Genomic DNA, 12,508 nt, shown 5'->3' with positions numbered 1-12,508 from the left:
TGAGTGCGCATCCGCACTTCGCCATCGAAGCCTACGGTGCCGACGTCGTCGACTTTGTCCTCAAGCCGATCCGTCGCGCCCACCTCGCTGACGCCGTTGATCGCATTCAACGCGCACTCGGCACCTCTGATTCCGAAGATCGTATCCTCGTGACAGAGCATGGCACCGTGCACGTCGTCCCCGTGCGCGACATCGAATGGGGGCAGGCCGACGGCTACAACCTCTGGCTCCACACCGCCACGCGCGCCTGGCTGATCAGAGAGCGTATGCACCGTATGGAAGCCCGACAGCAGCCTGCCGGCTTCCTGCGCGTACATCGCTCTGCCTTGGTTCGCCTGAATGCCATCCAGTCCATCGAGTCCCCGGACAACACCGAACTCAGCGCGGTCCTGCATTCCGGCACCAGAGTCAAACTCGCCCGCGATCGCCTCAACGCCCTCCGCAACGCGCTCTAGCGCCACCCCACACAATCCCCCCAATCAGCTTCCCGAGCAATATCCACCGTTGGCCCCCGCGCCCCCGTTCGCCACAGCGGTCACTTCACAACCATCCCCGTACACGACGCCAACAGCGGCCCATCCGCGGCCCCATAACTCGCCAGCACGACTTGCGCCGCCTTCCCCTCTGCGCCCGGCGTAAGCACAAACATTGTGGCGTAGCTCGAGTCGCAAAGGTCCGGCAGCTTGGGCCCACCCAGCGCCTTCACGATCGCCGGCACCGTGTTGCTGTGACCAACCACCAGCACCACGCCCGTCGCCTTGCGCACCGCAGTCGCCACGTCGGCGATGTGCTTCGCGCCGTTACCAATGGTGATCACCGTGGGCACGACCCCCGTCTTCGCCGACACCACCGCCGCCGTTTCCGCCGTACGCTTGAGCGACGTCACGATGATCGCGTTCGGCGTCGTCATCGCCAGCGCGTCGGCCAGCGCCTGCGCCCGCGCCCGGCCGGCAGCGCTGAGCGACGGATCACTGCCCCCCTCGGTCGCCTTCTCCCCATGACGGACCAGCACCACCAACGACGGCTGTGCCGCGAGCGTACGTGGCGCGATAGCACCCGACGAGAGCACGAAACCAAAGAGTCCGACCGCAACAGCGCCCCACCGTGATCTCGTCTGCATCTCGCTCCTCGATGCGCCTCAGGCGCGTAGTTTTTTTCCGGCGCCGGCTCCGGCAATGACGAGCACGAGTCCAGCCGCTACGCCAATGCCGCCCACCCACGTCGGCACGCTCTTCTTCTCCGACACCGACGCCTGCAGCGGACCGATGTCCACCACTTCACGATTGGTCGTGACGCTGAACCCCTGAACCAGAATGTATCCGCCGGCCAGAACCAACAGAATGCCGAGCACGAGTGTGGCGCGCATGAGATCTCCTTTGAAGGTATGACTCACCGTACTGCAGAGGTCGTGCCGGAATCTCTAAACGAGTCCCCCAAAGCCATCAACGCTTCTCTCGGCCGCCCCACCGGAAGCACCACTTCCGCCCGCCCACACACATTCCCCCCAAACAGCTTCCCTGGCGGTATCCACCGTTCGCCACCGTGGCCCCCACGCCTTGACGACCATCGCCACAACCGCCCTTTTCCTACCATGCGCACACCCATCTACCCATTGGCCGCCGCGCTCCTCGCGCTCACGCCCGCCGCCCTGCTCGCCCAGCCCAGCACCGCGATCACGCCGAAAGAAACGGCCGCCAGACGCGAGGCGATCGCGGCCCGCATCGACAGCGGCGTGGTGATCGCCTTCGGCGGACGCGCACTCGTGCACGACTTCAGCACGTTCTACCAGCTCCCCGCCTTCCGGTATCTCACCGAGCTCAACGAACCCGACGCGGCGCTGGTCATGGTGGTACGCAACAAGCGCCCGCAAAGCACGCTGTTCCTGACCACGCTCGACGCGCGGACGGCGTTCTACTACGGCGTGCGCGTCGACTCGACCACCAGCATGGCGTCTCACGGCATGCCGGGACGCTCGGCGTCTGCGCTGCCGGCGTTCCTCGATTCGCTCGCGGCCACCGCCCTGCCATTCTACCACGTGCCCGACGTGGAAACGATGGATTTCGCAAGCAACGATACGCTCACGCGCGGCCAGGAAGCACTGAAGGGACTCGGCAAGCGCTTTCCCGAGCTCAAGGTGCGCAATGGTATGCCGTGGGTATTGCAGGCCCGTGCCAAGAAGTCCGACGCCGAGCTCGCGCTCATTCGGCAGGCCGCCGAGATCAGCGGCGAAGGGCATCGCGCCGCGATGCTCACCGCGAATCCAACGCACGAGTACGAATTGCGTGCGACGCTCGAGTACGAGTTCACGCGACGTGGCGCCGAACGTCCCGCCTATGGCTCCATCGTGGGCGCTGGCATCAACGGCACCACACTGCATTACATGAAGGCGGGCGATCCCGCGAAGCCCGGCGATCTCGTGGTAATGGACGCCGCGGCGGAATTTCGCGGCTACGCGGCCGACATCACACGCACGATTCCGGTAAGCGGCACCTACACGGCCGAGCAGCGTCAGCTTTACACGCTCGTGCGCAATGCGCAGGATATCGCCGAGCGGTTTTCCAAGCCCGGCATGAGCGTGAAGGCGGCAGCCGATTCGTCGGTCGCCTTGCGCGCGCGCGGGCTGGCCGCCTTGGGGCTCGTGGAGAGCGTCGATGCCTCGTTCGATCCGCCCTGGAGGGTGAATTGTGCGACGAGCCCGGCACAGTGTCGGCAGTCGAACCTGTGGATGATCCATGGCATCACGCACGGCATCGGACTCGCCGTGCATGACCCGATGCAGGAGAACGGGCCTGACGCGAAATTCGCCGTCGGTGATGCGTTCACGATCGAGCCTGGCATCTACGTGAGCACGAAGGCGCTCGACGTGCTGCCTGATACGCCCAGGAACCGCGCGTTTATCACCAAGGTGCACAGCACGGTGCTCAAGTACCAGAACACCGGCGTGCGCATCGAAGACGATTACATCATCACCGGCAAGGGACTCGAGCGGATCTCTCTGGTGCCGCGAGAGATGGACGAAATCGAAGCGCTCATGAAGCGACGCGCGAAGATCCAGCCCTAGCAGCACCGGCGCCGATCACGCTCATCGCGCGGTGCGCCACCAAGCGGTCACAAGAGGTGGTACTCGCCGATGCACAAGCCGACGAGAGCAGCACGTGCGCAACGCAGCCGCCCGCCACCCGAAGAACATCACGACGTGAGGTCATACCGAATTTTACCACGGTTACATCGCGCTACCCGACGACTTGATTAGATAGTACGACTCCTGACGGGGCCGGAAGAAGCGAAAGCCCTGCTCCGTGAGAAACGCGTCGTCCTCCATCATCACGAACAGCTTCTTGCCATTCCATTCGGGAATCGGCGTAGCCGTGTTGAGTTCGATGGAGATGTACGAGCCCAGTCGCAGCCGTGAATTCTGCGCCGTGGTATCGCTGCGGAGCGGACTGCGGAAGTCGATCGACGCGCCGAGCCCGTGCCCCTGCGTACCGATGGGATGCGAGTAGACCATGGCTTCGATGCTACGCTGCTTCATCTCGACCATCGTGTTCGTGAACACGGCGCCGCCCGTGAAGCCCGGACGCGCGTGACGCAACATCACCGCATCCTGCAGCGTGTTCGTGTTGGCCATCGCCCGCTTGAAGCTCTCCGGCACATCGCGTTCGCCGGGCTGCAACACGTAGGCCATTTTCTGCCAGTCGGTGTCGAAGCCCATGTAGCTGATGCCGAAGTCCACGTGCACCACGTCACCGGGGCGAATCACCGTGCTCTCCGGCGCAATGGCCAGAAAGCCGCGGGAGGTGGCGATGTCCTCACCCTTCCGCTGCACACGCAGATCGGGCTGAAACCACGTGCGTACACCAGCCGCCCCCAGCATATCGAACAGGGCACGGCGCACGTCGCCCACCGTCGTGCGATTCGGCGTGATCACCGCATTCGACAGCGCGCGCTTCACGATCGCCTCCGTGACCGACACTGCCGCCCGGTAGTGATCCGCTTCCTCGGGGAGTCGCGTATCGAGATACTCCTCGATCAGATCGCTGGCACTCACGAAGGTTTTTTCGGCGTCTTCACCCAACGTTTCCGCGAGAAAGCGATAGGCGTCGTAGCCCAGCGAACGGGTCTGGCCTCGCCGTCCGCGAATTCCGAGTCCCACGGTGGCCGGCTTGTACTGCTGGTACAGATCACGCAGCGTGGTGGCCGGCGGACGCGGCTCCGTGAACGGCGCATCGAAGAAGCGCGCCAGATTCTCCTCGGTATACGCCGTAATGGCGAATTTCTTGAGCCCCTGTTCTCCGGCGTCGATGAACACGAAGAAGTCGCGATTGCCCGTATACGGTCGCGGCGGCGCGACGTACTGCGACAACGGGTCATCGTGAAACTCCTCGTTCACCACGATCCACATCCCGATCTTGTGGCGCCGCATCATCGGCAGCAGCAGCGCGTGCCGCTTCGTGAGCCAGCTTTCGCGAATGGCAATCTGCTGCGACCAGGGCAGCAGTGCAGCGGCTTCCGCCACGGCAAACGCGCGCGACGCCACGGCGGGACGGCCAGGCAACGACTGAGCCGTCGCCTGCGCGGAGGGCAACAGCGCGGTGGTGGCCAACAACGTGGCAACGATCAGGAGTGGCTTCATGGCGAAGAGAGTCTGGCAGTTGAACGGGAGGGGCAATCCGGAGGCTATCTAAATCTGGCCGCCGCCGTTCACTTGGGGATAGTGTGAATGGCACTCGCTGCACAAAACCCGAACAGCAACAGCCGGAACACGGAGACGACGGATAACACCGAAAAGCACCGATAGATAAAAAGCGCAGCGCCGTTTGTCTTATCCGTGCAGTTTCCGCTAATCCGTGATCTCCGTGTTCCGGCTGTTGTTTTTGCTGTTGTTTTTGCTGTTGTTTTTGCTGTTGTTTTTGCTGTTGCTAATACACCGGTAGCCACCGCTCACAGCCCGGGCGCCAACCGCTCCTGCAGCCGTCGCGCACCACCTTGTGGCGACGCAGCACGCCTTGCAGATACTTGGCTTCGGTATTCGCCAACGTGCTCAACGAACAGTCACCGAGTTCTCACCGTTTGAGCTGCGCACCGGCCACATCCCAGTTGATGCGCGCCAGCACCGCATCGAGATAGTCCGCGCGACGGTTCTGATACTTCAGGTAGTACGCGTGCTCCCACACATCGAGGCCCACGATCGGCAGCTCGCCCTCCAGCAGCGGCGAGTCCTGATTCGGCAGCCCGCGCACCACGAGCCGGCTCGTGGCCGTCTTCACCAGCCATGCCCACCCCGATCCGAACTGCGCCAGCCCCGCGGCCCTGAGCGCCGTTTTGCACGCATCGACCGTCGTGAAATCGCGCTCGATCATCTCGCTGAGCTGCCCGCTGGGCGCTGTCGAGGTCGCGCTCCCCGGCGCCAGCAATCCCCAGTACAGCGCATGATTGGCATGGCCGCCACCGTTGTTGCGAATCGCCGTCTGCGCCGCCGCCGGCCACCGGCGCATCCCCATCAACAACGCGCCCAGCGTGTACTGGTGCAGATGGGGAAATGCCTCCAGCGCCTTGTTCAGATTCGTCACATACGCCGCATGGTGGCGGTCGTGATGAATGGTCATCGTTTGCGCATCGATGGCCGGCTCGATGGCCTTCACGTCATACCCGAGCGCAGGCAACACGAATGGATAGCGCTGCGCCAACACCTCGTCGGCTCGCGCGTACAACGAACGAACGCTCATCGCATCTCCCGAATAGAAATCAGTACTTCGCCAGATATCGCTCGAGCTCCCACGCGCTCACCTGCTGGTTGTATTCGCGCCACTCCGCACGTTTGGCCGCCAGAAACTGCTCGGTGATGTGTTCGCCCAGCGCGTCGCGCATCACGTCGCTCTTCTCCAATTCGTCGCACGCCTCACTGAGATTCTGCGGCAGGTCGTCCACCCGCAATCGACGCCGCTCGCGGAACGACATCTCCCAGATATTCGTGTTGATCGGTTCGCGCCAATCCGCGTGCGTCTCGATGCCGTCCAGTCCTGCCGCCAGCATCGCCGTGAGCGCAAGATACGGGTTCGCACTCGGATCCGGAGTGCGCAGCTCCAACCGCGTGCCCATGCCGCGGCGCTCCGGCACCCGGATCATCGGCGAACGGTTGCGCATGCTCCACGCCACGTTCGTCGGTGCTTCGAATCCCGGGACGAGGCGTTTGTAGGAGTTCACCAGCGGATTCGTCACCGCGCTCAACCCGCGCGCATGCTTCAGCAGGCCGCCGATATAGTGCAGCGCCGTCAGACTGAGCGCCCACTCGCGCTGCGGATCCCAGAACGCGTTCTGCCCAGCCGTGAACAACGACTGATGCGTGTGCATGCCGCTGCCGTTCTGTCCGAACACGGGCTTCGGCATGAACGACGCGATCAGACCGAACTGACGCGCCACCTGCTTCACGACGAAACGAAAGGTCGCGATGTTGTCGGCCGTGCGCAGGGCATCGGCATACCGAAAATCGATTTCGTGCTGACCGTGGGCCACTTCGTGGTGTGCCCCCTCCACCTCGAATCCCATCTGCTCCAGCGCGTCCACGATCGCGCGCCGGGCGTCTTCACCGAGATCCATCGGCGCCAGATCGAAGTAGCCGCCCACGTCGTGCGTATCGGTCGCCGGTCGACCGTCGGCCGTCGGCTTGAACAGGAAGAACTCGGCCTCCATGCCGGCATTCATCACGAAGCCCAGCTCGGCCGCGCGGGCCACCTGACGCTTCAGTACCCAGCGCGGATCGCCCTCGAACGCAGTGCCATCAGGACGGTTCACATCGCAGATCACGCGGCCCACGCGCGCCGCCGGATCGCCCCACGGAAAGATCTGAAACGTGGTGAGATCGGGGGCCAGCAGCATGTCCGACTCCTCCACCCGGACGAAGCCCGCGATGCTGGAGCCGTCGAACATGATGTCGCCGTGCAGCGCCTTCCTGAACTGCGACGACGGGATCTCGACGTTCTTGATGACGCCCAGGATGTCCGTGAATTGCAGCCGCAGAAAGCGCACCTGGTGCGCTTCCGCCAACTCCAGGATGTCGGTGGCGGTGGCGCCCGTCAGGGCGGGAGGAACGAGGGAACGACTGTGAATCGGCACGATTCGTCAAGAAAGGAGGAGTACACGCATGTCGTATTGTAGTATTTTTCGAGTCTCATGACTTCATCGAATCCTTCCGGGGGCTCGGCCCCTGCTGCCGGCGCAGGTTTCTGCGCGGCCTGCGGCGCCGCGCTCTCCGCCGGCGTCCGCTTCTGTCATCGCTGCGGTACCCCGGTCGGACAGGGACTTCCCGTCACCCGCGCACCCGCCGCGTCGGGTGGCGCCGCGTCGGTGCTCCCGTGGGGCGTCGCCTTCGTTTCTCTCCTCGCCCTCGTAGCGATGGTGGCCGGCAAGAACTTCGGTGCGGCCAAGGGCTCGGGCATCGACGGGTCGGCCAACTCGCTGCCCACGCAGGCGGTCGACGGAGCGGGAGCCGGCGCCGCGCCGTTTGCCCAAGGTGGCGGCGGGGGGGGCGCACCGCCGGATATTTCCAACCTCTCGCCCAGCGAGCGCGCGAACCGGCTGTACTCCCGGATCATGGAGTATGCCGAGGCCGGCAAGGCCGACTCGGTCGCCTTCTTCGCACCCATGGCGATGGCGTCGCACGAGATGTTGCAGGGGGCGACCACCGACGAACGCTATCACTTTGGCCGCATTGCCGAAGTGACCAACGTTCCAGCCGTCGCCAAGGCGCAAGCCGACACGATCCTCAGGAGCGCCCCCAGCAACTTGTTGGGACTACTCCTCGCCGCCCGCGCCGCTCGCATGACCGGCGACAACACCGCCGCCAAGACGTTCGACCAGCGCCTCCTCAAGGCACTCGAACCGGAGCTCGCGACTCGCCTGCCCGACTACGACATGCACCGCGCCGAAATCGACCGCGCGGCCGCCGACGCCCGTAAGCCCAACTGAATTTGGAGAGGGCGGCAAAGGACGTGCGCGATACGACTGACATGCCGCCCGATCGCATCCCCGAGCTGCTCACGCAGCTCGGGCAGGACCTCGAAGACCGCTCACTGACCAATAGAGCGTTGTACGGGCGTTTGGCCGGGACAGCACGCCAACTCGTTGCCGCCCACGGGGCGATGGTGATGCGCAGCAGTGCCTTGGTGCGACAGGCGGAAGCGGCGGCGACCGATGCCCGCGCCGGTGCCGTGGATGCCGCGCGCGCTGCCCATGTGAACGCCGTCCTGGTCAACACCGCGCGCGCGCTGGCCAATGCCACCACACCCGAGGCGTTGTATCGCGGACTGGCCGACATCCTCGTGCAGGAGCTGCACGCCGACGGGTTTGCGGTCTACGCTGCCGATCCCCAGCTCAAGACGGCGCGCTTCGAACATCAGTGGGGGGTGGCCAGCTTTGCCCGTACCCGCGTTGAGTCGGCCTTCTGGCGAACACGCCTCGGCGACGTGGTCCTCAACGCCACGCCGATGTTCATCGAGGACCTCACCGCCGAGGTCAACCTCGACGACATCGGTAGCGCGCTCGTGGACGCCGGCGTGTACTCGCTCGCGCTGCTCCCGCTGGTACTCGAGGAACGCGCGCAGGGCGTCCTCGCCATCCGCTATCTCGGCGCACGGCGGTTCGACGACGACGAGCGCGAGCTGCTGACCAACCTCGCCACACAGGTTGCCCTCGCCTTCCGCAACACGGTGCAGCTGGGTGAGCTCGAACGCCGGGCCGATCGCTTCGCCCTGCTCGCGCGAGCGCAGCAGCAACTCACGCAGCTCACGAGCGAGGAGAGCCTGCCTCAGGCGATCGCCGAAGCCGTGCATCTCGTGATCCCCTGTGATGCGATCGATGTCCTGGCGATCGGCGCCGAAGGTCTGCAGCGCGTGTTGCACATGGAGGCCGGACGCGTGATCTCTACCAATCGGTTCACGATCACGGAAGGACAGCTCGCCACTTGCACAGCACAGACGGGCGTCCCTCGACTGGCGTCGCATCTGACCGCTAGCCCCGGCATGACCCGCGGTACGATGGAACTGTGCGCCGCGGTCCGCTTCGGGCAGCGCAGTGCGGGCGTGATCCGACTCCTCGGCGCCAAGCGCGACGCGTTCGTGGTGCAGGATCTCGACCTCCTCACGATCATCGCGCGGCACGCCGGCACCGCCGTGGAAACCGCGCGGCTGTTTGCGCTGCAGGACTTCCAGCGCCAGCGCGCCGAAGGCGCCGCCGAACTGGCCCGGGTCACCTTACAGGCCGTGACCCTCGCCGACGGGACAAACGAACTGCTGCACGTGCTCGACCGCTTCGTGCCCTCGATCGGCAAAGCGATCGGTGTGGCCCGGGCACGCGATGGACAGATCGAATATGTGGCCACCAGTGGCACCCTCGATGTGTTCAAGGGACAGCGGCCGGCCGGATCCAAGGGCGTGAACGATGTGGCGCCCGGTGGCCGGCCGACGGAGCTGCCAAACCTGCGCGATGTCGCACCGACCACGGTGGCCGACACGTTCCCCGACGAATGGGCACTGGCCGTCCCGCTCACCGCGCGTGATCGCAGCCTTGGCGTTCTGCTGGTCACGGCACCACGCGGTGCGCCGCTGCGGCCACGCGACCGCATCACGCTGGAACGGCTGTCGGCCTCAGTCGCCCTCGCCCTTGATGCGCTCCTGCTCGACGAGGAAGAACGGCTGGCCCGCGAACGCGAACAGCTGCTTGCCACGGCGCTCACCACCATCGACCACCCGATCTTCATTCTCGATCGCGTGGGCGTGCGTTACGCCAATCCGGCCGCAGCGCGCGAGTACGGGTGGTCGCAGGTCGAGATCATGGAAATGCAGTTTGAACAGCTCGTGGCCGGACAGGATTCGCGCGAAGGCAGGCGCGAGTCCGACGGCTTGCTCGACACGGGGGTGCGGCTCTCACATGACGTGCATTGGCGGCGCGACGGCAGCGAATTCCCTGCGGTCGTCACCGTCAGCCCGCTTGCCGGACATGACGGCGAATTGCTTGGCCGGGTCGTCAGCGTACGCAATGTCAGCCAGGACCGACAGCTCGAAGAGCAGCTCCGGGACACGGAGAAGATGGTCGCCTTGGGCGAACTGGTGGCCGGCGTGGCCCACGAGATCAACAACCCGCTCACCGGCATCTCCGCCTTCGCGCAGCTGCTGCTCGAAGAGGAACTCGGGGACGACCAACGCGAGTCGGTGCAGCTCATCAAGCAGGAAAGCGACCGCGCCAAGCGGGTGATTCAGGATCTGTTACTGTTCGCCCGCAAAACCGAGCGGGGCGCCGGTCCGGTCGATATCAACGAGGTCATCGAGCAGACGGTGCGCCTCCGAGCCTATCCGCTGCGCAACGCCGGCGTCGAGGTCGAATTGCAGCTCGACCCGACCGCCCCCCACATCCGCGGCGACTCGCAGAAGCTCCAGCAGGTGCTGCTCAACGTGATCAGCAACGCTGAGCACGCGATGCTAGGGCGGGACGAGCGGCGGCTCGTCCTCCGCACCAGACGCGACGACGACCGCGTGGTCATCACCGCCGTCGATACCGGTGTCGGCATGACCGCGGACGTGCGCCGACGCATCTTTGAGCCGTTCTACAGCACCAAGCCGGCCGGCGCCGGCACGGGGCTCGGCCTCAGCGTCAGCTACGGTATCGTTTACGCGCACGACGGAACGATCAGCGTCGAGTCCGAGCCCGATGTCGGGTCGACCGTCACCATCATTTTGCCAGCAGTGCCTTCCGACCGAATATGACCAGACTTCCGGTTCACGATCCGATCGTGGCGATCGAGGCCGCCGGTGCCGCCCTCGCGCAGGACTCGATGCGCCGCATTCTGGTGGTGGACGACGAGGCCACGATCCGGCTGGCGCTCAGTCGCTTTCTGCGCACGCGCGGCTTTGACGTCGAAGTCGCCGACTCCGGCGCCGCCGCGCTCGAGCTGCTGGGCCGCGATCGCTTCTCGTTGATGCTCTGTGATCTCCGGATGCCCGGGATCAGTGGCCTCGACGTCGTCCCGCGTGCCCTCGCCCTCGATGCCGACCTTGGCATCATCATGCTGACCGCCGTCAACGACGCGGCCAGCGCCACGGAGGCCCTTTCCAGTGGCGCCTTCGACTACCTCACGAAGCCCGTCGAGCTTTCCGACCTGCAGGCCGCCGTCGAGCGCGCGATGATGCGACGCGTGCGCCGTGTCGAACGGCGTGCCGTGGATCGTCTCATTCGCGAGGAAGTGGCCCTGCGCACCGTGCAGCTGGAACGCGAGAAGGGAGCGCTCCGCCTGATGACGGTGAGCGTGGCCGAGACGCTGATCAACGCCATGGAAGCGAAGGACCTGTACCTGCGCGGGCACTCGCAGCGGGTGGCGGAAATCGCCGCCGCCATCGCCATGCACCTGGAGCTCGACGCGGACACGGTCGACTGCATCCACACTGCCGGACGTTTGCACGACGTGGGCAAGATCGGAATCCGGGAAGTGGTGCTCAACAAACCGGGCCCGCTCACCCACGAGGAATTCGCGCATGTGAAGGACCATGTGCGGATCGGCCTCGACATCCTGTCGCCGCTCAACCACCTCGGCGACGCCCTGCTCTTCATTCGAGACCATCACGAGCACTGGGACGGCAGCGGCTATCCGTTCGGGCGCGCCACCGACGACATCACCATCGGCGGGAGGATTCTCACGGCGGCCGATGCCTTCGACGCGCTTACCTCCCAGCGCGCCTATCGAGAGCCGATGTCGGCCGACACGACCCTCGATTACCTGCGCTCCCAGGCCGGGCGCCTGCTCGAACCGCGCATGTATGACGCACTCCATGCCGTCGTTCGAGGCGGAACCGTGGAAGGAATTCCGCGAGTCAAGTAGGCCGAACGCTTGACTCCCACGCTTTTTGTATGTACTTGGTCGTGCTATTCAGCAGCACCCGAAGTCTTGGGTATCGCGAGCTGCGTCACCGCAGCCGGTGTAGAAGCCGGTGTGGACGACGATCGCGTTCGAACTTTTCCGAGGAGAGGAGGCGTCATGCCACGTGGCGACGAGATTGGGAAGCTCCATCTGAAGGATGATGACATGGATGATGTGGGCTACGGCCGCTCGTCGTATGACGAAGAGGAGGACGATGGCTACGGCCTCCCCTCCGAAGGCGGTGACTCCCTGTGGGATAGTGCCGAGGACGACGACGAGGACGACGAGGACGACGAGGAGGGCGACAGCTTCGAAGAGGAACTGAGCGAAGACGAAGACGACGAAGACGACATCTTCAGTCGCCCCGTGCGTCGTGGTCCCGGTCGTCCCCCCAAGAACCCCGGTGCACCGAAGCCGGCCCCGAAAGCGAAGGCCCCCAAGCCGGAGCCCAAGGCGGACGTGCCGGAGGTCGTCGAGGAGCTCGACGACGACGAGGCCGAACCGGCTGCCAAAGCCCCAGCCCCGGTAAAGGCTCCCAAGGCCCCGAAGGCCCCGAAGGCGCCGGCAGCCCCCAAAGCTGAGGCGCCGGCAGCCAAGCCAGCC

The 12,508-nt window shown here is 65.2% G+C and carries 10 protein-coding genes and 1 pseudogene; 6 read left to right on the top strand and 5 right to left on the bottom strand.

What is annotated here, in order from left to right:
- On the top strand, positions 1-455 hold a 455-nt coding region (locus ACESNG_RS01035; protein WP_373067352.1), incomplete at its 5' end, for a LytR/AlgR family response regulator transcription factor.
- A gap of 80 nt (positions 456-535) precedes the next feature.
- Here ACESNG_RS01035 and ACESNG_RS01030 read toward each other — a convergent pair.
- Both ACESNG_RS01030 and ACESNG_RS01025 read right to left on the bottom strand, forming a co-directional pair.
- Positions 536-1,120, bottom strand: coding sequence for a phosphoglycerate mutase family protein (locus ACESNG_RS01030; protein WP_373062784.1), 585 nt, complete (start codon positions 1,118-1,120; stop codon positions 536-538).
- An 18-nt stretch (positions 1,121-1,138) separates the two neighbouring features.
- On the bottom strand, positions 1,139-1,366 hold the full coding sequence (locus ACESNG_RS01025) for a hypothetical protein (protein WP_373062786.1): 228 nt from the start codon (positions 1,364-1,366) through the stop codon (positions 1,139-1,141).
- A gap of 225 nt (positions 1,367-1,591) precedes the next feature.
- Here ACESNG_RS01025 and ACESNG_RS01020 point away from each other — a divergent pair, with 225 nt between their 5' ends.
- Positions 1,592-3,061: an aminopeptidase P N-terminal domain-containing protein gene (locus ACESNG_RS01020; protein WP_373062788.1), complete on the top strand. Its 1,470-nt coding sequence runs from the start codon at positions 1,592-1,594 to the stop codon at positions 3,059-3,061.
- Positions 3,062-3,223: 162 nt separating this feature from the next.
- Here ACESNG_RS01020 and ACESNG_RS01015 read toward each other — a convergent pair whose 3' ends face one another.
- From ACESNG_RS01015 to glnA, 3 genes are all read right to left on the bottom strand, one after another.
- Entirely contained in the window at positions 3,224-4,633 is a 1,410-nt protein-coding gene (locus ACESNG_RS01015; RefSeq protein ID WP_373062790.1) for a M24 family metallopeptidase, read from the bottom strand.
- A 430-nt stretch (positions 4,634-5,063) separates the two neighbouring features.
- The gene (locus ACESNG_RS01010; protein ID WP_373062792.1) at positions 5,064-5,726 is read right to left on the bottom strand and encodes a superoxide dismutase; all 663 of its coding nucleotides are present in this window, start codon (positions 5,724-5,726) and stop codon (positions 5,064-5,066) included.
- A 19-nt stretch (positions 5,727-5,745) separates the two neighbouring features.
- Positions 5,746-7,113: a type I glutamate--ammonia ligase gene (gene glnA / locus ACESNG_RS01005; protein WP_373062794.1), complete on the bottom strand. Its 1,368-nt coding sequence runs from the start codon at positions 7,111-7,113 to the stop codon at positions 5,746-5,748.
- A gap of 57 nt (positions 7,114-7,170) precedes the next feature.
- Between glnA and ACESNG_RS01000 the strand changes: the two genes are divergently transcribed.
- From ACESNG_RS01000 to ACESNG_RS00985, 4 genes and pseudogenes are all read left to right on the top strand, one after another.
- Positions 7,171-7,965, top strand: coding sequence for a zinc-ribbon domain-containing protein (locus tag ACESNG_RS01000; protein WP_373062796.1), 795 nt, complete (start codon positions 7,171-7,173; stop codon positions 7,963-7,965).
- A gap of 23 nt (positions 7,966-7,988) precedes the next feature.
- Positions 7,989-10,757 carry a GAF domain-containing protein gene (locus ACESNG_RS00995; RefSeq protein WP_373062798.1) on the top strand — a complete coding sequence of 923 codons (2,769 nt, stop codon included), beginning with the start codon at positions 7,989-7,991 and terminating at the stop codon, positions 10,755-10,757.
- Positions 10,754-11,866 (top strand): HD-GYP domain-containing protein, encoded by a 1,113-nt coding sequence (locus ACESNG_RS00990; RefSeq protein ID WP_373062800.1) that lies wholly within the window; start codon positions 10,754-10,756, stop codon positions 11,864-11,866. The genes ACESNG_RS00995 and ACESNG_RS00990 overlap by 4 nt, the downstream gene beginning before the upstream one ends.
- Positions 11,867-12,022: 156 nt before the next feature.
- Positions 12,023-12,508: pseudogene (locus tag ACESNG_RS00985) on the top strand (hypothetical protein); the annotation flags it as partial.

This window comes from Gemmatimonas sp. (assembly GCF_041689975.1).
Taxonomy (GTDB): Bacteria; Gemmatimonadota; Gemmatimonadetes; order Gemmatimonadales; family Gemmatimonadaceae; genus Gemmatimonas.
Note: the sequence above shows the minus strand (reverse complement) of the source record. Positions and strands in the feature narration are given on the sequence as shown.